Origin of the sequence: Streptomyces purpurascens (assembly GCF_045040895.1) — a bacterium.
Taxonomy (GTDB): Bacteria; Actinomycetota; Actinomycetes; order Streptomycetales; family Streptomycetaceae; genus Streptomyces; species Streptomyces purpurascens.
On record NZ_CP108341.1, the window covers coordinates 9,017,074 to 9,042,390 of the forward strand.

A 25,317-nucleotide genomic window follows, 5' to 3' on the forward strand; every position below is an offset into this window, starting at 1 on the left:
TCCGCAAGGCGGCCAGCCCTCAGCCGCCAGTCGTTGATGCCGGCTCCGGCAAGAAGCCCGAGCCGACAAAATGCCGGATATATATGGCGATCAGGTCGTCGCCGACGACGGGGCACGCAATGTCGGAGCCCGTCAGACCGTGCTCGGTATTGCTCCGGTCGTAGCGTGGGCTGGCGACGCCGACCTGCAGTGCCTGTGCCAGCAGGGCTGCCGGAGTCAGCGAGGATTTCCCGTCGGCGGTGCCGAGGAGCAAGTGTTTCCAGTCCTGGTAGGACAGACTCGCCACGTCGTAACCGAACCGCCGCAGACAGTCGATCAACGCGTCGAAGCTCAGCGGCTCAGGATTCGTCACATGAAAGGTCTTGCCGTCCGACTCCGGCTGCCGGCCGAGATGCACGATGGCCCTGACCACATGGTCGACCGGCACGAGGTCGACGTCGAACCGCATCCCTTCCCGCACTGTCCGGTCGGGCGCCGCACCCAACTCGATGATCGCTCGGACCATCGTCCACAGTGCGTCCCCCGTCGTACACACGCCCGTGCCAGTGTGTCCGCTCACCCGGCTCGGCCGGTAGATCACGGTGGGAACTCCCCGCCCTCCGGCGGCCCGCACCAGTTCCTCGGCCACCCATTTGGTGGCGACGTAGCCGTTCGACGCCACATGGTCCGGGGCAACACGGCGGTCTTCCCGGACGACATCCGGAGTCCGGTCCCGCCCCACCCCGGCGGCGGAACTGGAGACGTAGTGCAGGGGCTTGACCCGCGCAGTGGCCGCCAAGCGCACGATCTCCTGCGTGCCCAGGACGTTGGCCGCCTTCAGCCTCGCGTACGAGTCGACGATGTTCACCCGCGCGCCATTGTGGTAAATGACCTCGATCCGGTCCGCCATCAGGGCGAACCGTTCCTCGGTCAGGCCGAGCAGCGGCTTCTCCAGATCTCCCGCCACGGCGACGATCCGCGCGCGCAGGGCCTCGTCCCACAGTTGGTACGCGGCCAGGCCGTTGCGCAGCCGCTCTCCTGCCTCTTCGTCGTTCGCTGCCCGCACCAGACACCACACATCGGCTTCCGTCCGGTCCAGCAGCTCGCGGAGCAGGAAGGAACCAAGAAATCCGGTGGCGCCGGTGAGCAGGATGCGCCGGGGAACAGCGTGTACCCGGGGATCCACGGGCCGGCAGCCCTCAGTCGTGATCGCCGGATCGAGCACCGCTTCGGCGCGGAAATCGATGCGGTCCGCGCTGTCCGCCAGGTCGGCCGGAGGGCGCTCGGCGGTGTCGACGGCCGCTGCCAGTCCCGCGACGGTGGGTGACTGGAAAAGGGCGCGGACCGACAACTCGGTGCCCCATACCGACCGAATCCGGTTGATCAGGCGGGTGGCGAGCAGCGAGTGCCCGCCCAGCGCGAAGAAGTCGTCGTCGATACCCACCGCCGGCAGTCGCAGTACCTCGGCGAACAAGTCCGCCAGGACTTCCTCCCGGGAGTTCCTGGGTGCGGCGCCGGTTGACGGCGTACCCGCCTCGGGCGCAGGAAGGGCGTCCCGGTCCAGCTTTCCGTTGGGGGTCAGCGGTAGGGCGTCGAGTTCGAGCACGGCGGCGGGAAGCATGTAGTCCGGCAGCAGTGCCGCCAGGTGCCGGCGCAGCTCGGGGATCCGCACCCGCTGTCCAGGCCCCGGTACCACGTACGCCACCAGACGTGTGTCGCCCGGCCGGTCCTCCCTGGCCAGCACCGCGGCCTGGCCCACGTCCTCGTGCCGGGCGACGGCCGCCTCGATCTCGCCGGGCTCAATACGGAACCCTCGCACCTTGACCTGGCGGTCCGCCCGGCCGACGTACTCCAGGTCCCCGGCGAAGTTCCACCGCACCAGGTCCCCGGTGCGGTACATCCGCGTCCCCGGGCCGCCGAACGGGTTCGCCACGAACCGCCCGGCGGTCAGCCCCGGGCGCCGCAGATAGCCGCGAGCCAACTGCGCACCGGCCAGATACAGTTCGCCCACCACACCCGGGGGAACCAGCCGCAGTCCGGCATCGAGCACGTACGTCTCGACGTTGCGGATCGGCCGTCCGATCGGTGCCGCGCCCGGCCATTCCGCTTCCTCTTCCGGCAGCGTGAACGCGGTCACCACGTGTGTCTCGGCCGGGCCGTAGTGGTTGTGCAACCGGCGCCGTACGCTCCGGTGGAAGCGGCGGACCGTTTCGCTCAAACGCAGCGCCTCACCGGCCTGGGCCATGTCCACCAACGCCGGCAACGGGTCTCCGCTTTCGACAGCCGCCTCACACAACGCCTCGATCACCAGGCTCGGCGCGAACACCTTGCCGACCTCGTGTCGCCGCAGCCACGCCACGAAGGCCGCCGCGTCACGGCGGACGCCCTCGGGAGGAATCACCAGGCACGCGCCGGACAGCAGGGTCGAGAGGATCTCCTGGACCGACACGTCGAAACTGATCGCGGTGAACTGGGCGACCCGCGCGCCGGGGCCGACCGGCATGGCCGAGGCATGCCACGCCAGCAAGTTGGCCAACGCGCCACCGGACATCATGACGCCCTTCGGATGACCTGTTGATCCCGACGTGTAGATCACATAGGCCAGTTGCTCCGGTGACAGCGGCGCCGGGCGATCCGCGTCGGTGAGGTCCCTGCCGCCCTGCTGGCCGAGGTCAAGCCGGTCGATCAGTACCGATGGGACGTCGCCGAGATCCGGCAGTCGAGGTGCGGTCACGGAGTCGGAGAGCACGTAGGAGGGCCGGGCGTCGGCCAGCATGAACGCGATCCGGTCGGCCGGATACTCCGGGTCCACCGGCAGGTACACGCCGCCCGCCTTCAGCACGGCCAGCAAGCCGACCACGAGATGCGCCGACCGCGGCAGCGCCACGGCAACGACTCGGTCAGGACCGACACCGCCCCGAAGCAGCACACGGGCCAGCTGATTCGCCCGGGCGTTCAGCTCCTCGTAGGTGATTTCGACGTCGTCGTGCAGCACCGCGACGGCGTCGGGCGCCTGTTTGGCCTGAGCCTCGAAAGCGGGCAGCGGCAGGGGCGCTGCAGAGCCGGCGTGCCTCGGGAGGAGGCGGCCACGCTCCTCGGCGGTCAGCAGATCAACGTGCCCGATGGGATGCTCGGGGTGCATGACCACCGCCTGCAGCAACAGACGCAGTCGCGTCATGAAGGCCTCGGCGGCATCCCGCTCCACCACATCCGCGCGGTACTGCAATCGCAGACGCGGGGCCCGACCGGGAACCACGGCGAGACTGAGGGGATAGTGCGTTCCGTCGGTTGCCTCGATGTCCGCCAGTCGCAAGGCAGGGGCGGTCTTCTCCAGTTCCCCGGTGCCGACCGGATAGCTTTCGAACACCGTGGTCGTGTCGAACAGCTCCCGCATCCCCGTCAGATGCTGGATCTCGGCCAGCCCCAGATGCTGGTGCTCCAGCAGGGCCGTCTGTTCGTCCTGCAGTCGGGTCAGCATGTCGGCCCAGGACTCGGTTTCGTGCCAGCGCACGCGTACGGGCAGGGTGTTGATGAACAGCCCCACCATTTCCTCGACACCGGCGACCTCCGGCGGGCGGCCGGAGACCGTGGTGCCGAAGACCACGTCGTGCCGATGGAGCAAGCGTCCCAGCAGGACTCCCCAGACCCCCTGGACGACGGTGTTGAGCGTCAACTCGTGTCGGCGAACCCACGTCATCAATGCCGAAGTCAGCGTCTCCGACAGCTCACCCGTCACCTCCGCGGGAAGAACTGTGTCGCGGACAGAACCGGCCGGAGCCACCAGTGTGGGCTCTTCTGTGCCGGTCAGTGCTGCTTGCCAGGCTTTTTTGGCCGCGTTCCGGTCCTGGGTTGCGAGCCAGGTGAGGTAGTTGCGGTAGGGGATGGGGGGTGGGAGGGCGGTGTCGTCTCCGTCTTGGGAGTAGAGGGCGAAGAGCTCGCGAAAGAGGATGGGGAGGGACCAGCCGTCGAGGAGCAGGTGGTGGTGGGTGAAGACGAGGCGGTGCTGGGTGGGGCCGGTCCGGATGAGGGTGAAGCGCAGGAGCGGGGGGCGGGCCGGGTTGAAGCGTCGGGCGCGGTCCTCGGCCAGCAGCCGGGCCAGTTCCGGCTCTTGATCGCTCCGCTCGCTCAGGTCCACTTCACGCCAGGGCAAGACCACCTCGCGCGGAATCACCTGCACCGGGCGATCCGCGTCCTCCTGCCAGAAGCCCGCCCGCAGGTTCGCATGCCGGCGCACCAAGGCTGCTGCCGCGGACCGCAGCGCCGGCACGTTGAGCTGTCCCTGGAGGGTGAGGGCCAATTGGACGGTGTAGACATCCGGCAGCTGTTGGTCGAAAGCGGAGTGGAAGAGCAAGCCCTCCTGCAGCGGTGAGAGCGGAAGGATCTCCTCAACACCTGACTCTTCCGTGCGGGACCCGGTCAGACGGTCGATCTGGTGCTGAGTCAGCGAGACGAGGGGGAGGTCCGAGGGCGTCCAGCCCCCTGCACCGGGTTCGCCGGTGTGGGTGATGAGCGCGTCGAGGGCCTTTGACCACAGGCTGGTGAGTTCATGGACGTCTGATTCGGACAGTGCCTGTTCGGTCCATGTCCAGGAGGCCACGAGCTCGGGCCCATCGGTGCCTTCGCGGGCCAGGGCGTTGATGTCGAGGTGGTGCGCCGGCCCCGGTCCCGGCAGTGCTGCGTCGGCCGGCTCGAAGAGGGCGTCGGCTTCGTCGGCGACGGCCCACTGTCCGGTGTCCGCCGCGGTGAATCGTCCCAGGTAGTTGAATCCCACCTGCGGTGCGGCCAGGTTCGACAGGCGTGTTCGGGTCTGTGGATTGAGGTAGCGGACGAGCCCGTAGCCGAGTCCGTGGTCCGGGACCGCTCGCAGTTGTTCCTTGACTGTTTTGAGTGCCTGTCCGGCGGCGGATCCTCCGGCGAGCGCCTGTTCGAGGTCGATGTCGCGGAGGTCGACCCGTACGGGGAAGAGACTGGTGAACCAGCCCACTGTGCGCGACACGTCGACACCGGCAACGAACTCGTCCCGGCCATGCCCCTCCACATCGACCAGCAGCGCCGCCCCCGTCCTTCCACGCTGATGGTTCCAGCCCATGACCGCCACGGCCAGGGCCGTCAACAGGACGTCGTTGACGCCGGCGTGGAATGCGGCCGGTACGTCCGAAAGCAACGACACCGCCCGTTCCGGTGGAATCGCCATGGTCAACGACCGTGTGGTGTCCGTCGCCTGGGGCGGTCGGTCGGCCAGCTTCACGCTCGGGCTGTCGAGAACTTGCTCCCACCACGCTGTCTCGGCGATTCGCTTCGGTTCCTGGGCTTGCTCCACCAGTAGCTCGGCCCATCGGCGGAACGATGTGTGCACGGGAGCCAGGTCCACTGGACGGTCCGCTGCGACGGCAGCCGCCGCGGAGGCCAGATCCGGCAGCAGGATCCGCCAGGACACCCCGTCCACCACGAGATGGTGCAGCACCAGCAACAACCGGCCCGGCCGGGCAGGTCCGGCATCGAACCACACCGCCTGCACCATCACCCCCTCACCAGGGGCAAGCCGCCGCACTGCGGCAGTGCCCTCTGCGGCGATCGTCGCGCGCAAGGCCGCACCTTCCAGCCCGACGATGTCCACGCGGTGGATGCACGAGCTCGCCGCGATCGTGGTGCGCGGGGCGATCTCCAACTGCCACTCGCTGCCGGGATGCCGGATCATCCTCATGCGCAGAGCGTCGTGCTGATCCAGCGCCGCCTGCATCACCGCGGTGAGGCGAGCGGCGCCGAGACCACCGGGAGCGTTCAGGAGCACCGTCTGGTGGAACTGGTCGAGTGAACCCCCACGTTCCCGTAGCCGGTGCATGATCGGGGTCATGGGCAGCCGGCCGATGCCGGCATCAGGCGCCTCACCGCCGAGTTCGCTCTCTCCGACTGCCGTCGCTGTCAGAGCCAGGGACGCAGGGGTCTTGTGCTGGAACACGTCGCGAACGGAGATGATCAGCTCGGCGGCGCGAGCCTTGGACACGAGCTGGATGGATACGACGCTGTCGCCGCCCAGTTCGAAGAAGTTGTCCTCGGCGCCCACTTGGGGGAGGCCGAGTACTTGGGCGAAGAGGTTGCAGAGGAGTTCTTCCTGGGGTGTGCGCGGGGCTCGTGTTGTCGGGGTTGTGCCGGGAGTGGGTGTCGGCAGTGCCGAGCGGTCGAGTTTTCCGTTTGCCAGCAGGGGCAGTTCGTCCAGGGGGACGAATGCCGCCGGGATCATGTAGTCGGGCAGTGTGTGCCGGATGAAGTCGCGCAGGTGTGTGGTGTCGACGGTTGTTCCGGTTGTGGGCACCACGTAGGCCACGAGGCGTTTTCCGGTGGGTTTGTGTTGCTGGGCGACGACGGCGGTTTGTGTGAGGTCGGGGTGGCGGGAGAGGGCGGCTTCGATCTCGCTGGGTTCGATCCGGTGGCCGCGGATTTTGACCTGGTCGTCGGCGCGGCCTGTGAAGGCCAGCTCTCCGTCAGGGGTCCAGCGGACCAGGTCGCCGGTGCGGTACATGCGTGAGCCGGGCGGGCCGAACGGGTCGGCCACGAATCGCTCGGCCGTCAGGCCGGGGCGGTTGACGTATCCCCTGGCCACTCCTGTCCCGGCCACGTACAGCTCGCCGACCGCACCCGGCGGCACCAACCGCAGTCCACCGTCCAGCACGTACACCCGCGTATTCCGCAGTGGCCGGCCGATGGGCACGACTCCCGGCGAAAGCGTGGCACCCGGCTCGATCCGGCGTTGCGTACAGCTGACCGTGGTCTCGGTCGGACCGTACACGTTGAACACCGTCACCGAGGGGTGTCGGCGGCGCCACTCCTCGAGAGACTCGTTCAGCAGCGCCTCACCGGCGAGCAGCAGTTCTTCCGTCGGCGAGAACTCCGCGGGCAACGAATTCAGCAACGCCAGGTGGCTCGGCGTGCCCTTGAGGAACGTGGGCCGGGCCCCCGCGAGTCCCTCGCCGGGCCGTGAGCGCTCCTCCAGCGCTTCGAGGTGAATGCAGCCACCGGTCAGGAGAGGGACGAACAAGGCCGTAACGGTCATGTCGAAGGCTGCCGAGGAGTGCAGTAGCACCTTTCCACGCGCGCTCGGATAGGCCTCACAGGCCCAGGCCAGATAGTCCGCAAGCGACCGGTGCTCCACCGCGACGCCCTTGGGCACGCCGGTGGAACCGGAGGTGTAGATGACATAGGCCGGATTGGCCGACGAGAGCGGGGCGGTGCGGTCGGTGTCACCAGGATTTGAGTCCGGATATCGGCTCATGTCACCGGCCAGAACACCGGCATCCAGAACCACCGCAGGGCGAACGTCAGCGAGCATGAGTGAAAGACGTTCGGACGGATGCGCCGGGTCCACCGGAAGATACGCCGCCCCGGCCTTGAGCACCGCAAGCAGCGCCACCAGCAGCTCGATCGACCTCGGCAGCACGACGGCGACGACGTCCTCCGGGCCGACGCCCCGCGCGATCAAATGGTGGGCGAGCCGGTTCGCCCGAGCGTTGAGTTCCCCATAGGACAGCGTGGTGTCCTCGAAGAGCACGGCCGGCTTGCCGGGTGTGCGGACCACCTGCTCCTGGAACAACACCGGCAGGCTCGCCCGCGCCGCCGGGGACGCCGTGTCGTTCCACTCCACCAGCAGCCGATGTCGTTCTTCGGCGGTCAGTACGCTGCTCTGTCCGACAAGGCACCCGGGATCGGCGATGACTGATTCCAGGAGTATGCGAAGCCGCACCGCGATGGCCTCGACCGCGTCTCGCTCCATCAGGTCCGGCCGGTACTTCAAGCGCAGATGTAGTTCACGCGCGGGTACCACCGCGAGGCTGAGCGGATAGTGCGTGCCGTCGCTCGCGTTGATGTTCCGTACCCGCAGATCGGATCCCGCCTTCTCCAAGGCCGAGGCATCCAGGGGATAGTTCTCGAACACGGTCGTGGTGTCGAACAGCTCCCGCATCCCCGTCAGATGCTGGATGTCGGCCAGCCCCAGATGCCGGTGCTCCAGCAGCTCCGACTGTTCGTCCTGCAGCCGGGTCAGCAGGTCGGCCCACGTCTCGGTTTCGTGCCAGCGCACGCGTACGGGCAGGGTGTTGATGAACAGCCCCACCATGTCTCCGATGCCTGCGACCTCCGGGCCACGACCGGAGACGACAGAGCCGAAAACCACGTCGTTCCGGCCGAGCAAACGCCCCAGCAGGACTCCCCACACTCCCTGGACAACGGTGTTGAGCGTCAGCCCGTGACCGCGCGCCGTCATCGCCAACGCCGATGTCGACTCTTCCGAGAGCGCGACGGGCAACACTTCCGGGGTCACCGAAGAGTGGGCCCGGTGGGTCGTGGCAAGCAGTGTGGGCTCTTCTGTGCCGGTCAGTGCTGCTTGCCAGGCTTTTTTGGCCGCGTTCCGGTCCTGGGTTGCGAGCCAGGTGAGGTAGTTGCGGTAGGGGATGGGGGGTGGGAGGGCGGTGTCGTCTCCGTCTTGGGAGTAGAGGGCGAAGAGCTCGCGAAAGAGGATGGGGAGTGACCAGCCGTCGAGGAGCAGGTGGTGGTGGGTGAAGACGAGGCGGTGCTGGGTGGGGCCGGTCCGGATGAGGGTGAAGCGCAGGAGCGGGGGGCGGGCCGGGTTGAAGCGTCGGGCGCGGTCCTCGGCCAGCAGCCGGGCCAGTTCCGGCTCTTGATCGCTCCGCTCGCTCAGGTCCACTTCACGCCAGGGCAAGACCACCTCGCGCGGAATCACCTGCACCGGCCGCCCTTCGGAGCGCTGCCGGAACGCCGCCCGCAGGTTCGCGTGCCGGCGAAGCAAACCTTCGGCAGCCGCGCGCAGAGCCCCGGTCTCGAGTGGACCTTCGAGGTCGAAGGTCACTTGAACGGCGTAGGCGTCAGGGGTGCGGCCGTCGTAGACCGCGTGAAAGAGCAGTCCCTCTTGGAGCGGCGAGAGCGGAAGGACGTCCTGCAGTCCCGGCTTCCTCATTCCTGGTCCCCCCACTCCGCTTCCAGCGCGTCAATCTCCGCCTGGTCCAGCGAAACCAGTGGCAGGTCCGAGGGCGTCCAACCGCCTGCTCCGGGTTGGCCGGCGTGAGTGACGAACGCGTCCAGTGCCTGGGCCCACAGCTCGGTGAGCTCGTGCACCTCCTTCTCGGACAGCTCCTGCTCGTTCCACGTCCAGGAGACCACCAGCTCGGGGCCCTCGGCACGGTCTGTGGCCAGGGCGTTGAATTCCAGGTGGTGCGCAGGTGGCAGTGCTGCGTCGGCCGGCTCGAAGAGGGCGTCGGCTTCGTCGGCGACGGCCCACTGTCCGGTGTCCGCCGCGGTGAATCGTCCCAGGTAGTTGAATCCCACCTGCGGTGCGGCCAGGTTCGACAGGCGTGTTCGGGTCTGTGGATTGAGGTAGCGGACGAGCCCGTAGCCGAGTCCGTGGTCCGGGACCGCTCGCAGTTGTTCCTTGACTGTTTTGAGTGCCTGTCCGGCGGCGGATCCTCCGGCGAGCGCCTGTTCGAGGTCGATGTCGCGGAGGTCGACCCGTACGGGGAAGAGACTGGTGAACCAGCCCACTGTGCGCGACACGTCGACACCGGCAACGAACTCGTCCCGGCCATGCCCCTCCACATCGACCAGCAGCGCCGCCCCTGTCTCGCCGCGGCGCTGCTGCCGACCCAGCACAGCAACTGCCAACGCCGTCAGCAGGACGTCGCTGACGTTCGCATGAAACGCGGCGGGTACGTCGCTCAGGAGAGCTGCCGCGCGCTCCGTGGGCACCGTCACCACCAAGGAGCGCGTCCCGCGGCCGTCCCGGGACGGCCGCTCGGCCGGCTCCGCGGTTGGACTGTCGAGAACTTGCTCCCACCACGCTGTCTCGGCGATTCGCTTCGGCTCCTGGGCTTGCTCCACCAGTAGCTCGGCCCATCGGCGGAACGATGTGTGCACGGGAGCCAGGTCCACTGGACGGTCCGCTGCGACGGCAGCCGCCGCGGAGGCCAGATCCGGCAGCAGGATCCGCCAGGACACCCCGTCCACCACGAGATGGTGCAGCACCAGCAACAACCGGCCCGGCCGGGCAGGTCCGGCATCGAACCACACCGCCTGCACCATCACCCCCTCACCAGGGGCAAGCCGCCTACGCGCCTCGCGGGCCTCGAGCGCGACCATCGGGCCCGGTACGTGCCCGTCCCCACGGCTGACGTCGATCCTCCGGATCAGGTCCGCTGCGAGCACGCACCCGCGGGGGCTGCTGTACAGCGACCATTCACCGTCGGCCGACCGCTCCAGGCGAGTCCGCAGCGCATCGTGGTGATCGATGACGGCCTGCAACGCGTCGGTCAACTGCTGCTCGGTCACCTCTGCGGGAACGTTGAGCAGTACCGTCTGGCTGAACCGGTCGAGACCGTGCTCCTGGTCCCGCTCCTGTCCCCGTAGCCAGTGCATGATCGGAGTGGCTGGTATCCGGCCGACACCCAGGTCAGAGGCGTGTGCATGCGCCTCGCTCACGGTGACGACACCGGCCAGACCGGCGGGGGTCTGGTGCTGGAAGACGTCCTTGGCGCTCATGGCCAGCCCGGCGGCGCGAGCCTTGGACACGAGCTGGATGGACATGATGCTGTCGCCGCCCAGCTCGAAGAAGTTGTCCTCGGCGCCCACCTGGGGGAGGCCGAGTACTTGGGCGAAAAGGCCGCAGAGCAATTCCTCCCGCGGCGAGCGAGGAGCACGGGTCCTTGACTTTCCGGCGAGATCGGGTGCGGGCAACGCCGCCCGATTCAGTTTCCCGTTCGGGAGCAGAGGCAGTTCGTCCAACACCACGAACACCGCCGGAACCATGTAGTCCGGCAGGGTGCGCCGAACAAAGCTCCGCAGGCCTGCGGCATCCACGGCCGACCCGGTTGTCGCCACCACGTAGGCCGCGAGACGCCTTCCGGAAGGCTCGTGCTCGTGGACGACAACCACGGCCTGCCGGAGATCGGGATGGCGGGAAAGAGCAGCTTCGATCTCTCCCAGTTCGATCCGGTGGCCCCGGACCTTGACCTGATCGTCGGCCCGGCCCACGAACGCCAGCTCCCCGTCAGGAGTCCAGCGGACCAGGTCGCCGGTGCGGTACATCCGTGAGCCGGCCGGGCCGAACGGGTCCGCCACGAAGCGCTCGGCCGTCAGGCCAGGGCGGTTGACATACCCCCTCGCCACTCCAGCTCCTGCCAGATACAGCTCGCCCACCACACCCGGCGGTACCAGCCGCAAACCGGGCTCCAGCACGTACGCCCGCACCTGGGAGATCGGAGCACCGATCAGGGGTACGGCGTCCGGATCGTCGCCCGCGTACCAGGCCGTCGCATAGACGGTGGCCTCGGTGGGGCCGTAGATGTTCGCGACGCGGCAGCCCGGCAGCGTCGTGCGGACGTCGCGGACGGTGCGGGCCGCGAGCGCTTCGCCCGCCAGGACCACCACGTCGGCCGCGACCTTGAAGTCGTGGGAGAGCAGTTGTGACAGGGCCGACGGCACGGTGCTGATCAAGGTGCCGTTCCACCTGTGGTCCTCGGGGCGCTCGGTCAGGGCGAGTACGTCGCGCACGACCTCGATGGTCCCGCCGGATGCCAGCGGGCCGAACATCTCGAAGACCGAGACGTCGAAGTTCAACGACGTCGAGGCCAGTACCCGGGACAGCTGCCCGGAGCCGAATTCGTCGACGGCCCAGCGCACCAGGTTCGCGGCGCTGCGGTGGGAGACCATCGTGCCCTTCGGCCGGCCGGTTGAGCCCGAGGTGTAGATGACGTAGGCCGGATGGTCCGCAACGGCCCGGTGGCCTTCCCCCGCTTCCAGGTCACCTGTTGCCCTACGGTCGATGTCCTCGCTCGTCCCTGTCCCGTCGAGCACGATCAGCGGTGTGTCCGTGCGGGGCAGGCCGTCGGCGACCGCGCGCGTCGTCAGCCACATCACGGGGCGGGCGTCCGACAGCATGAACGTGATCCGGTCAGCCGGGTACCCCGGGTCCACGGGTAGGTAGGCCGCTCCGGTCTTGAGCACCGCGAGCAGGGCCACCATCATCTCGGCCGAGCGGGGCACGGCGAGGCCGATCAGGTGTTCCGGTGCGGCCCCTCGGCCGATCAGATACCGAGCCAGCTGGTTGGCCCGCGCGTTCAGCTCCGCATAGGACAGTTCGAGGTTCTGGAACACCACGGCCGTCGCGTGCGGTGTGCGGGTCGCCTGAGCCTCGAACAGCTCGGACAGGGTGGCGGCGGGAACTTCCTGGCAGGGGTCGTTCCACTCCCGCAGCAGCCGGTGTCGCTCTTCGGCGGTCACCACGTCGACCTGGTCCAAGGTCTGCCCGGGGTCCGCGGCCATCGCCTCCAGCAGCAGGCGCAGCCGCGTCACCATCGGTTCGACGGAACGCCGGTCGAACAGGTCCGTGCTGTAGTCGATGCTGCATTCCAGGCCGCCCGGAGTCCCGTCGTCCGCCCGGGTTTCCCGGACATTGACGGCCAGGTCCAGCTTGGCGACGCTGACCTCGACCGGCTCGGGTGCGCAGTCGAGCCCAGGGAGCTCCGGCCAGGCCTCCGGGGTGTTCTGGAAGGCCAACATCACCTGGAACAGCGGGTGCCGGGCGAGCGACCTGTCCGGATTGAGCGACTCCACGAGCCGTTCGAACGGCACGTCCTGGTGGGCGTAGGCCGTCAGGTCGGTCTCGCGGACCCGCCTGAGCAGTTCACGGAAACTGGGGTTGCCGGACGTGTCCGTGCGCAGCACCAGCGTGTTGACGAAGAATCCGACCAGTTCGTCCAGCGCTTCGTCCGTGCGGCCGGCGATCGGGCTGCCGATGGGGATGTCCGTTCCCGCGCCCAGACGCGTCAGCAGGGCGGCAACCGCGGCTTGCACCACCATGAACAGGCTGACCTGGTGGTCCTGAGCGAGCGAGATCAGGGCGCGGTGCAGTTCCGGATGGATGCGGAACGCGACCGAGTCCCCGCGATGGCTCGCGACGGCGGGCCGGGGGCGGTCGGTCGGCAGGTGGAGCTGGTCGGGCAGTCCCTCCAGGGTGCTGCGCCAGTAGGCCAACTGCTGGGAGATGACGCTGTCCGGATCGTTCTCGCTGCCGAGTACGTCGTGCTGCCAGAGGGCGTAGTCGGCGTACTGCACCGGCAGAGGCGGCCACGACGGTGCCTGGTCCCCGCACCGCGCGGCGTATGCCACGCCGAGATCACGCGCCAGCGGTGCCAGTGACCAGCCGTCGGCCGCGATGTGATGCACGACGAGGGCCAGCACGTGGTCCTGGGCCCCCACGGCGAAGAGCCAGGCCCGGACCGGGAGCTCGCCAGCGAGGTCGAAGGGGTGGCGGGCCGCCGCGTTCAGCACTACGGCCAGGTCGTTCTCGCTGGTCTGCACGACTTCGAGCGAGGGGCGCAGCAGGGCGTCGACGGTGTCGACGACGTGCTGGCGCGGCATGCCCTGTGCCTCCGGGAACACCGTTCGCAGGCTCTCGTGGCGGCTGAGGACGTCACCCAGCGCTGTTTCGAGGGCTAGTACGTTCACTTCGCCGGACAGCCGCACGTACAGCGGGAGGTTGTACGTCGGGCTCGGTCCTTCCAACTGGTTGAGGAACCACAGCCGGCGCTGTGCGAAGGACAGGGGGACCTCTGCCGGCCGTGCCATCGAGCGCAACGGCACGCGTGCGCGCGTATGCCCGTAAAGCCGCTCGGCGAGACTCGCGACGGTAGGGGCGTCGAAAAGCGTGCGGACGACGAGTTCGACGCCCAATGCCGACCGGATCCGGCTGGTCAGCCGGGTGGCGAGGAGCGAGTGTCCGCCCAGTTCGAAGAAGTTGTCCTCGGCGCCCACTTGGGGGAGGCCGAGTACTTGGGCGAAGAGGTTGCAGAGGAGTTCTTCCTGGGGTGTGCGCGGGGCTCGTGTTGTCGGGGTTGTGCCGGGAGTGGGTGTCGGCAGTGCCGAGCGGTCGAGTTTTCCGTTTGCCAGCAGCGGCAGTTCGTCCAGGGGGACGAATGCCGCCGGGATCATGTAGTCGGGCAGTGTGTGCCGGATGAAGTCGCGCAGGTGTGTGGTGTCGACGGTTGTTCCGGTTGTGGGCACCACGTAGGCCACGAGGCGTTTTCCGGTGGGTTTGTGTTGCCGGGCGACGACGGCGGTTTGTGTGAGGTCGGGGTGGCGGGAGAGGGCGGCTTCGATCTCGCTGGGTTCGATCCGGTGGCCGCGGACTTTGACCTGGTCGTCGGCGCGGCCTGTGAAGGCCAGCTCTCCGTCAGGGGTCCAGCGGACCAGGTCGCCGGTGCGGTACATGCGTGAGCCGGGCGGGCCGAACGGGTCGGCCACGAATCGCTCGGCCGTCAGGCCGGGGCGGTTTACATATCCCCTGGCTACTCCTGTCCCGGCCACGTACAGTTCGCCGACCGCACCCGGCGGCACCAGCCGCAGACCACCGTCCAGCACGTACACCCGCGTATTGGCGATCGGAGCGCCGATGGGTGCTGCCGACGGCCATTCCGAGGCGTGCTCCGGCAGGTGATGCGCGGTCACGACATGCGTTTCGGTGGGCCCGTAGTGGTTGTGCAGCCGCCGCGTCTCCTCATGGAAGAACTGGCGCACAGCGTCCGTGAGAGTCAGTGCTTCGCCGGCCTGTGCGATGTGCCGCAGCGCAGGGAGCCGCCGGCCTTGTTCGACGGCTGCCGCGCACACCGCGTCCACGACCAGGTTCGGGGCGAACAGCTCATTGATCTCGTGCCGCTCCAGCCAGCGGACGAGCTCGTCGGCGTCGCGGCGGACGTCTTCGGCGGTGACCACCAACGAACGACCGGATGTCAGCGCGCCGAGGATTTCCTGTACGGACACGTCGAAGCTGATGGTCGTGAACTGTGCCGTACGACCGCTCTCGCCTTCGCCGATCGGGATAGCTGTCGCTTGCCACGTGAGCAGGTTCATCAGCCCGCGGCAGGACATGGCGACGCCCTTGGGCCTTCCTGTGGAACCCGAGGTGTAGATCACGTAGGCCAGGTGGTGCGGCGAGAGGGGGCAGATGCGGTCGGCGTCAGACAGGTCGGTGCCCGGCCGGCTGCCCACGAGGGACCTGGTGTGTTCGTGGTCGAGCACCATGCGCGGCACAGCGGCGGCAACCTTGGCCTCGACCGTGGATGCCGTCAGCACCAGCGCCGCCCCTGCGTCCTCGAGGAGGAAGGAGATGCGCTCGGCCGGGTGCTCCGGATCCAGCGGCAGGTAGGCCGCCCCCGCCTTGAGCACCGCGACTATCGCCACCAGCAGTTCGCCGGGCTCGGGCAGCAGAAGGGCGACGATCTTCTCGGGGCCGATTCCCCGTCGGACCAGCTCCCGCGCAAGCCGGTTGGCTCGCGCGTTGAGTTCCGCATAGGACACCACGGTGTCGGGATGGGCGGTCAGCCCGGTGTCCTGCGGGGACGACCGTACGGTGGCCGGGAGGACCAACGCGGTCTTCTCCGGAGTTCGAGCGGCCTGCGCCTGCAGCAACTCCGGCAGGCTCACGGGCGGTACGGGCTGGGCCGTGTCGTTCCATTCGACCAGGAGCCGGTGTCGCTCCTCGGCGGTCAGGACGTCGCTCTGCCCGAGGGGCCGTCCGGGATCGGCGGCCACAGCTTCGAACAGCTGGTTGAGTCGTGCCGCGATCGTCTCGGCCGCGTCCGGCGTGAACAGGTCCGGCCGGTAGCCGAGCGTGAAGCGCAGGCTCTTGCCCGGGAACGCGATGAGGGTCAGCGGGTAGTGCGTCGCGTCATGGGCGGTCAGGCCGGTCACTTCGACGTCCGCCAGGGCCGCCTGAACGGCATCGGTGTCGAGGGGGTAGTTCTCGAACACCGTGGTGGTGTCGAACAGCTCGCGCATCCCCGCGATGTGCTGGATCTCGGCCAGTCCCAGGTGCTGATGCTGCAGCAGCTTCGACTGTTCGTCCTGCAGCCGCGCCAGCATGTCCGACCACGACTCGGATTCGTCCCAGCGCACGCGTACGGGCAAGGTGTTGATGAACAGACCCACCATGGTCTCGACGCCGGAGATCTCCGGAGTGCGACCGGAGACGGTGGCTCCGAAGACCACGTCGTGCCGGTTCAGCGCACGCCCCAGCAGAACTCCCCAGACGCCCTGGACCAGGGTGTTGAGCGTCAGTCCGTGACCGCGCGCCACCTCCGTCAGCGCCGAGGTCACCCCCTCCGACAGTTCCCACGCGATCTCCTCGGGAGGTGTCACCGTGCTGCCGGCGCCCGCCGGGGCCAGCAACGTCGCCTCCTCCACCCCCGCCAGCGCCTCCCGCCAGGCTTCCTCGGCCGCGCCCCGGTCCTGACTCGCCAGCCAGGCCAGGTAGTTCCGGTACGGCACGACGGCCGGCAGCCCGGTGTCGTCCCCGCGCTGGGAGTAGAGAGTGAACAGTTCCTGGACGAGGTTGGGCAGCGACCACCCGTCGATCAGGAGGTGGTGGCTCAGGAACACCAGGCAGTACCGCTCGGAGGCGAGCCGGATCAGAGTGAAGCGCAGCAACGGCGGGCGAGCCGGATCGAATCGCCTGGTCCGGTCCTCGTCCACCACCCGGGCCAGCTCCTGCTCCTTGTCCTGCTCCTGCTCCGGTGTCTGCTCCTGGCCGTCACCGCCGGTCAGATCCACCTCACGCCACGGCAACTCCGCCTCGCGCGGGATCACCTGCAGCAACTGGTCCGCGCCCTGCTGCCAGAATCCCGCCCGCAGGTTCGGGTGCCGGTGCAGCAGCGTCGCCACCGCGGCCCGCAGCGCTGCGGCGTCGACACGTCCGTGGAGCTCGAAGACCAGCTGGACGGTGTAGACGTCGGGCGTCTGCCGGTCGAAGAGCGAGTGGAAGAGCAGTCCCTCCTGGAGCGGCGAGGACGGAAGAACCTCCTGCAGATCCGACGGCTCACCCCACACCTCCGCCAGCCGTTCGCGCTGGTTCTGCGTCAGGGTGATCAGCGGCAGCCCGGGGGCCGTTCCGCCTTCCTCGACGTCGGTTGCGGTGGCGGCCCCGGCCAGGGCCGCCACGGTCTGGTGCAGGAACACGTCGCGAGGGGTGATGGCCAGGCCTGCTTCGCGTGCCCGGGACACCAGCTGAATGGACACGATGCTGTCGCCGCCGAGAGCGAAGAAATTGTCGTCGGCGCCGACCTCTGTCACGCCCAGCAGCTCGGCGAACAGGTCGCACAGGAGCCGTTCCCGCGGTGTATGCGGCGGGCGCCCCCCGGGCGCGCGAGTCACCTCGGGCGCGGGGAGTCCCGCGCGGTCCAGCTTGCCGCTGGGCAGCAAGGGCAGCTCTTCCAGCAGCACGAATGCGGCCGGGACCATGTAGTCCGGCAACAGGCCCTGCGCGTGTTCCCGTAGCCTCGCGGCATCCAGAACGGAACCGGCCACCGGTACCACGTAGGCCACGAGCCGCTGCCCGGACGGCCCGTCCTCCCGGAGTGTCACCGAGGCCCGGGCCACACCGGGATGCTGCGTCAGCACCGCCTCGATCTCACCGGGCTCGATGCGGAAGCCCCGGACCTTCACCTGGTCGTCCGTCCGGCCCAGGAACTCCAGCGTTCCGTCCTCATGGCGGCGTGCCAGGTCCCCCGTGCGGTACATGCGCGAACCCGCCGGACCGAAAGGATCGGCCACGAACCGCAGCGCCGTCGTTCCGGGCCGGTTCACGTACCCCCGGGCCAGTCCCCGTCCCGTCAGGTACAGCTCACCCACCACACCCGGCGGAACCAGCTGCAGGGCATCGTCCAGCACATGGACCCGTGTGTTCCAGATCGGCGTGCCGATGGACACCGTGCCGGCGAAGTCCGGCGGGCAGGCCCAGGCAGTGACGTCGACCGCGGCCTCGGTCGGTCCGTAGAGGTTGTACAGCGGCGCGGCCAGCGTGTGCTGGAACCGCGTGATCAGTTCGGGCGGCAGTGCCTCACCACTGCAGAACACCCGGCGCAGCGTCCGGCAGTCCTTCGCGGTCGGCGTTTCCAGAAAGGCGCGCAGCATCGACGGAACGAAATGGACAGTGGTCACTCGTGCGGTACGGATCAGGTCGGCAAGACCGACGGGGTCCTTGTGGCCCTCGGGCTGCGCCACCACCAGGGTCGCCCCTTCGAGCAGGGGCCAGAAGAACTCCCAGACCGAGACGTCGAAAGTGAAGGGCGTCTTCTGCAGGACGCGGTCGGTCGCGTCGAGGCGGTACTCGGCCTGCATCCAGTGGAGCCGGTTCACGATCGCGCTGTGCGGGACCGCGACGCCCTTGGGCTTTCCGGTGGAGCCGGAGGTGTAGATGACATAGGCCGGGTGGAGCGGGGCGGGCCTGCCCGTACGGGCAGGGTCGGTGTTCGGGAAGGCGTCCAAGGCGCCTGTCGCGTCGAGCTCGTCCAGTGCTGAGCCATGCGCGTGCGGCGGCAGTACGGGCTCGCCCCCGGCGGCGGTCAGGACGGCCACTGGTCGCGCGTCCTCGAGCATGAACACGGTCCGCTCGGCAGGCTGGGCCGGGTCGACGGGCAGGTAGGCGGCGCCGGTCTTGAGCACCGCCAACAGCGCCACGACCAGCTCTGTCGAACGCGGCAGGGCGACGGCCACGACGCGTTCGGGGCCGGCGCCCCGTGCGATCAGGAAGTGCGCGAGCCTGTTCGCCCGGGCATTGAGCTCCGCGTAGGTCAGCTCGATGCCCTCGAAGACCAGAGCAAGGGCCTGCGGGCTGTGTGCGGCCCGCGTCTCGAACAGGGTCGGCAGGTCGGACTCCGGCACCGGACGCGCGGTGTCGTTCCACTTCACCAGCAGGTGCTCGCGCTCCTCCTGGCTGCTGATCTCGATCCGGCTGATCGGCTGGTCGGGGTCGGCCACCACGGCTTCCAGGAGCCGTTGGTACCTGCTGACGAGGGCCCGCACGGAGGGAGCGTCGAACAGGTCGGTGCTGTACTCGACGAGGCCGTCGATGCCGAGGATGACGCTGCTTCCGGTGCCGTCTCCGGCTCGGCGCTCGGTGAGCTCGATGGTCAGGTCGAACTTGGTCGTACCGGTCCGTACACCCTCGGCCTCGGCCCGCAGACCCGGGAGCTCGAGATCGGGCTCGGCGGTGTTGTGGAAGGCCAGCGTGACCTGGAAGAGCGGGTGATAGGAGAGCGAGCGTGCGGGCCGCAGGTCTTCCACCAGGCGTTCGAACGGCAGGTCCTGATGGGCGTAGGCGGCCAGGTCGGTCTCCCGGACCCGCTCCAGCAGTTCCCGGAAACTCGGGTTCCCGGAGGTGTCGGTGCGCAGCACCAAGGTGTTGACGAAGAACCCGATGAGGTTGTCCAGGCTCTCGTCCGTGCGCCCGGCGATCGGGGAGCCGATCGGGATGTCCGTGCCCGCACCCAGTCGGGTCAGCAGGGCGGCCAAGGCCGCTTGCGCAACCATGAAGACGCTTGCCTGGTTCCGCTGCGCGAGGTCGACGAGCCCGCGGTGCAGCTCTGCGCCGAGCGTGAAGCTGTGGTTGGCGCCTCGGTGGCTGGCCACCGCCGGGCGCGGGCGGTCGGTGGGCAGTTCAAGGCGGTCGGGGAGTCCTGCCAGGGCATTCCGCCAGTACGAGAGCTGCTGCGATGCCAGGCCGGCCGCGTCGTCTTCCCCCGCCTTCCCCTCCGCGCTGCTGTCGGCTCCTTCACCTCCATCGGCTCCTTCGTCACCGAGGAGCTCGCGCTGCCACAGCGTGTAGTCGGCATACTGCACCGGCAGCGGCGACCACGCGGGTGCGGTGCCGGTGACCCGGGCGCGATAGGCGGTGCTCAGATCCCTGGCCAGGGGCGTCAGCGACCATCCGTCACCTGTGATGTGGTGCATGACGAGGACGAGCATGTGTTCCCGCGGACCGAGGGTGAACAGCGTGGCACGCAGCAGCAGCTCGGAGGCCAGGTCGAACTCGTACCGGACTGCTTCGGCGATCCTCTCCGCCAGCTTCACCTCGTCGGCCGCCGCCACCTCGGAGACCCGCAGCACCGGAAGCGCGGCTGCGGCATCGAGGACCAGTTGGTACGGCCGCCCGGAGTGCTCGGGGAACGTGGTGCGCAGGCTCTCGTGCCGGGCTACCACGTCGGCCAGTGCCGCGGTGAGGGCATGTCGGTCCACGTCGCCCGACAGCCGCACGGCCAGTGGAATGTTGTACGTCGCGCTGGGGCCCTCCAGCCGGTGCAGGAACCACAGCCGACGCTGAGCGAAGGACAAGGGAATCTCTTCGGGCCGGGCCACGGGGCGCAGCGCAGGCCGGGCCGGTCGTGCCGTGGTCAGCCGCTCGGCGAGGCCGGCGACGGTCGGTGTCTCGAAGAGCCGGCGGACCGAGAGCTCGACGCCGAGTTCCGACCTGACCCTGCTGGTCAGGCGGGTGGCCAGCAGGGAGTGCCCGCCGAGGTCGAAGAAGCTGTCGTCGATGCCCACGGCGGACAGACCGAGGATGTCCGCGAACAGTCCGCACAGAAGCTCTTCCTGGGCGGTCCGCGGGGCACGACCGGTCGACGCCGCACCGAAGTCCGGAGCGGGCAGGGCCGCGCGGTCGAGCTTGCCGTTGACGGTCAACGGCAGGCGGTCGAGCACGACGACGGCGGCCGGCTGCATGTAGTCCGGCAGCCGGTCCCGCAGGTACGAGCGCAGATCGGTGACCAGTGCGCCGGTCCGTCGGCCGGCGTCGGGGTCGTTCGTGTAGGCCGAGAGCTCCCTGTGCTCAGTGGCGGGGGATGAATAGGCGTCCACGGGCGTGGTGGACGCGATCCGCGCGGAGTCGGCGAAGACGATGTCGAGGCTGCCTGGGTCTTCGGCATTCGACCAGGTCACGGCCACCCAGTAGCCGAGTTCCGTGCCGAGTTCGTGGAAGGCTTCGGGGTCGGGGCCCTCGGTGTCGCCGGGGTCGCTCGGGAGCTGGTCGGTCTCGAGGCTCTCGTGGAAGTCGCCGTCGTCGTCCAGCCTGCGCATCGTGGCGAGCTCGCCGGACAGGCGGGCGTTGGGCACTCCGGTGAGCCGCAGCGTTCCGGGGTGCCGGGCGGACAACTGCTCGCGCAGCTCCCGCAGTCCGTCGACATCCTGTCCCCAGCGCAGGCGTTGCGCCTCGCTCAGCGCGAGGGGCGCCTCGGGCTGTTTGCGGAGGACCACGTCATAGCGGTGCCGGGTGAGCTCATTGTGGTGCTGACCGCGTTTGACGCGGAGATCGACACGCAGCTCGACGCCATCGGCGGCGATGGTGCGTGGCAGCGCCGTGAAGAACTCCGGGTCGATCAGCAGTTCCTTGTCCCGGGCCATGTTCTGCTCGACGGCGCGGCGGATGTGGGCCGCGTCCTTGGCGAGGGCGCGGGAGCGAACCTCGACGGCGGTGTGGAAGCACCGCTGGAGGCGAAGGTTGCGGATGTCGCCGACGAAAACGGCCCCGCCGGGGACCACGACTTCCACGGCTTTGCGCAGTACTTCGACCAGATAGCGGGCGTTGGGGAAGTACTGCACCACCGAATTGATGATCACGGTGTCGAAGAACCCGGTCGGCACGCTGTCGAAGTCGTGTGCCGGCTGGTGCCGCAGCGTCACTCGACCGGCCAACTCGGGGGCGCGGTCGACCTGTGCCCGCAAAGCATCGACGGCCGAGGCGGAGAAATCGGTCGCCCAGTACTCCTCGCACCGCGGGGCGATCGGTCCCAGAAGCAACCCGGTGCCAACGCCGATCTCCAGCACGCGTCGCGGCCGCAGCGAAAGGATCCGCTCGACCGTGGCAGCACGCCATTCCCGCATTTCCGTCAGGGGGATGGGCTGCCCGTCGTAGCTGCTGTTCCACCCGGTGAAGTTCGACCCGGCCGGCTGTGCGGCGGCGTCTTCGTAGAGCGAGTCGTAGATCGACTGCCATTCCCCGACCTGCTGTGCTTCGGCGACTGCCTGGGCAGGCGCCGCTGCCTGTGTCCCTTCCCGTGCCTCGATGTCCGCCTCGGAACGCGTCTGCGTCCACATCGGTTCGCTGTCCGCCGGTCCGGCTGTTGCCACCGGCACCGCGTAGGCGACGAGACGCTGGTCTCCCGGCCGGTGTTCATGGGCGACGACAGCGGCCTGGGCGAGGCCGGGGTGCTGGGACAGCACGGCCTCGACCTCACCCGGCTCGATCCGGAAACCCCGGATCTTCGCCTGGTCGTCGGCCCGGCCCACGAAATCAAGGACCCCGTCGGAACGCCTCCGGGCCAGATCACCCGTGCGGTACATACGGGAGCCCGCCGGGCCGAAGGGATCGGCGACGAACCGCTCTGCGGTCAGGGCCGGCCGGCCGAAGTAACCGCGTGCCAGACCGGCCCCTGCGATGTAGAGCTCGCCCACCACACCGACCGGAAGCGGCCGCAGGCCACTGTCGAGCACGTACAGCCGCATGCCGTCCATGGCACGGCCGATGGGCACGCTCCGCGACACGCGGTCCGGCGCCCGTGTGGGGTGGTGCGCGGCGAAGGTGGTGGTCTCGGTGGGGCCGTAACCGTTGACGACCACGGTCTGCGGGCAGTGATCCAGCACCCGTCGGACTGCCGCGGCCGGGACGACATCGCCTCCCGTCCACACGGCCCGGACGCCGGCGAAGCTGCCGGGGGACTCTTCTGCCATCACCTGGAAGAGGCCCGCGGTCAGCCACAGGCCCGTGATGCTTCCGCCGGCGACGAGGCGCGCGAGAGTCCAGGTGTCCAGCTCACCGGGCGGTGCCACGACGATCTGGCCGCCGTTGAGCAGAGGAACCCACATCTCGTACGTCGACGCGTCGAACGCATGCGGAGAATGCAGAAGTACCCGCTCATGGTCACCGCCGCGCCAGCACCGGTCGGAAGCAAGGCTCAGTACGTCCCGGTGGGTTACGGCCACGCCCTTCGGCGCACCGAGCGACCCGGAGGTGTACATGATGTACGCCAGCTGGTCCGGGTGACCGTCCACGGCGGGATCGCTGTCGTCCTCGTCGGCGAGGAGCCGATCGTCGTCGACGACGATGACCCGTGCGTCATGCGGGAATGCGTGGTTCTCTGCGGCCCGGGCCACCTGGGTGGCCCGGTCGGTGAGCAACACCTTGGCCTCGGTCTCGGCCATGATGGCCTGTTTCCGTGCGGCCGGGTAGCTGTGGTGCAGCGGCACATGGACGCCGCCGGTCTTCAGGACCGCCAGGATGGCCACCACCAGGTCGGCCGAACGCCGGAGCTGAAAGGCCACCCGGGCTTCGGGTCCCACCCCTGCGTCGATCAGCCGGTGTGCGAGGCGGTTGGCCCGGGCGTCCAGTTCCCGGTAAGTCAGTTCCTCGTCGTCCGACCGGACGGCCGGTGCGTCCGGGGTGCGGGCCACTTGCTCGGCGAACCGGTGCTGGATGGTGCCTGTGCCTGTGCCTGTGCCTGTGCCTGTGCCGGTGGCGGTGGCGGTGGCGCCGGCCGCGGGCCTCGTGTTCGTCGTGTCGTTCCATGCCGCGAGCTGATGGTGCTCCTGCGGTGAGAGCAACTCCATCGCGCCGACCGGCTGGTCGGCGTCGGCCTCCAGGATCCGCAGGAAGCGCTGGTGGTGAGCTGCGAGCTCATCATCTCCGTACAGTGCGGGGTTGGCGTCGAAATCGATCCGCGGCCCTTGTTCCTTCGCCCGCTGATAAACGGTGATCGACAGGTCTTCCACCTGGCCTGCCGAAAGGGTGTGGGATGTCGCGGGGGAGTCACCGAAGCGAAGGCCGTAATCGAAGGGCATGATATTGACGACCGGGCCGAACAGTTTCCGGTCGTCGCGGAACAGATCCAGATCCCGGCGTAGGTCCTCGTACCGGTAGCGCTGGTGCCGGAGTACGGAAAAGACTTCCTGCGACGCCTGCTGAACGAGGTCGGAGAATACGGTATCCGGCCGCACTTCCAGGCGTAGTGGCAGCACGTTCGACACCATTCCCGGTATCTTCCGGGAAAGGGCCGTGTCGCGGCCCGTGACGCCGAGGCCGACCGTGACGTCGCGTGCGCCTGTCATGCGATGCAGATAGGCGGCCGTGGAGGCGACGACGACCGAGGGCCAGGTCGTCCGCGCGCCACGAGCCACTGCCCGCAACCGGTCCATGCCCGACACGGGAAGCCGGGCCGTCGCCCGCCGCACGCTGTGGGACGTGGGGGAGAACCTGCCGGCGAGGGCCGCCGGTTCGGGCAGATCGGCGAATCGTCCGGTCCAGTACTCACGGTCCTGAGTGAACTGGTGGGACGCCCGGTACGTGCGTTCTTCCTCCAGGAGAAGACGCAAGGGACCGAATGTCTCGTCATCGACCGGCAGGCCGCCTGACAGCGCGTTGTAGATGTCGCAGAGCCGTCGGATGACGAGGGCTGCTCCGAAGCCGTCCATGACGATGTGGTGGACACGCTGGTACCAGAAGAACCTGTCGGGGGCCGCTGTGAACAGGGCGCAGGTGTAGAGCGGGGCGGAGGCCAGGTCGAGCGGTCGGGTCAGGTCGGTCTCCATCCAGGCCAGGGCGGCTCGGCGTGGATCCGGCTCCGCGCTGACGTCGATGAGCGGTACGGTCAGGTCGGCCGGCGGGGTGACGATCTGCCAGGGCCCGGTGCTGTCGGTGACAAAGCGGACCTGAAGAGCTTCCGCTTCCGCGATGGCTCGCCGGGCTGATTCCTGCAGCAACGCAGTGTTCACCGGACCGTGGATTTCCAGGTATTCCCCGAGAATGTAGGTCGGGTTCTCCGGGGCCAGCTGCTGGGCATACCAGATGCCGGTCTGAGCTGCCGATAAAGGAAGACGGGCGTCCCGAGAATTGAACATGTTCTCCCCGTGGGGTCCGGTGACCGATGCAGCCGACATCGGTGGGCCTGATGGGCGCGAATCACCAGAGGTGACGAGGCGGGATGAGAATCCTGCAGGGTGTCGCGCCGAGGGAATGGTCATTTCCGGCCCAGGCCGATCTGCCGATTGTTGAGGGTGAGACGGGATGGTGTCAACGGGCCAACATCGGCCAACACTCGGGGCGTCAAACGCCCTTGGAGTTGACCGTCAACGGCCACGGAAGCGACCGGTTTCGTGCCCGGTACGCAGTCAGAATGGAGCGACTCGCCGAAGGCAGGCCATTACGCGGCCACGGTCGCGCGGTGTGCGCGTCTGGGTTCTTCCTGCGCCGACCCCCTGGAAGAAGTCCCGCGCCCAGGACACCCGCGGCATGCCGCCCGGTCCACCAACGCCGGCTCACAGAGCACCATCGCTGCTTCCCTTCAGCCCTCTCACTGGCACAGCTGTTCCAGAGGACCACAGCAGCGGGACGGGTCGCTCCTGACATCTATCAGGGTGCGCCGGGTGTGAGGTGTGGTGTGCCGGGTTCGCGGGCACGTCCCCCGGCCGCCCGGGCAACCGGTCCGCGCGCCGCCTCCCCTCGGAGTGCGCCGAAGA

2 protein-coding genes are annotated in these 25,317 nt (G+C 68.7%); both read right to left on the reverse strand.

What is annotated here, in order from left to right:
* Positions 1-19: 19 nt before the first annotated feature.
* The gene (locus OHU35_RS40850) at positions 20-8,947 is read right to left on the reverse strand and encodes an amino acid adenylation domain-containing protein (protein ID WP_405509030.1); all 8,928 of its coding nucleotides are present in this window, start codon (positions 8,945-8,947) and stop codon (positions 20-22) included.
* On the reverse strand, positions 8,944-24,822 hold the full coding sequence (locus OHU35_RS40855; protein ID WP_405509032.1) for an amino acid adenylation domain-containing protein: 15,879 nt from the start codon (positions 24,820-24,822) through the stop codon (positions 8,944-8,946). Before OHU35_RS40855 ends, OHU35_RS40850 begins: the two co-directional genes overlap by 4 nt.
* Between the last annotated feature and the right edge of the window lie 495 nt (positions 24,823-25,317).

Excerpts from the sequence above, each read along its gene's own strand:
- OHU35_RS40850 (WP_405509030.1), bottom strand. The coding sequence starts at position 8,947 with ATGAGGAAGCCGGGACTGCAGGACGTCCTTCCGCTCTCGCCGCTCCAA.
- OHU35_RS40855 (WP_405509032.1), bottom strand. The coding sequence starts at position 24,822 with ATGACCATTCCCTCGGCGCGACACCCTGCAGGATTCTCATCCCGCCTC.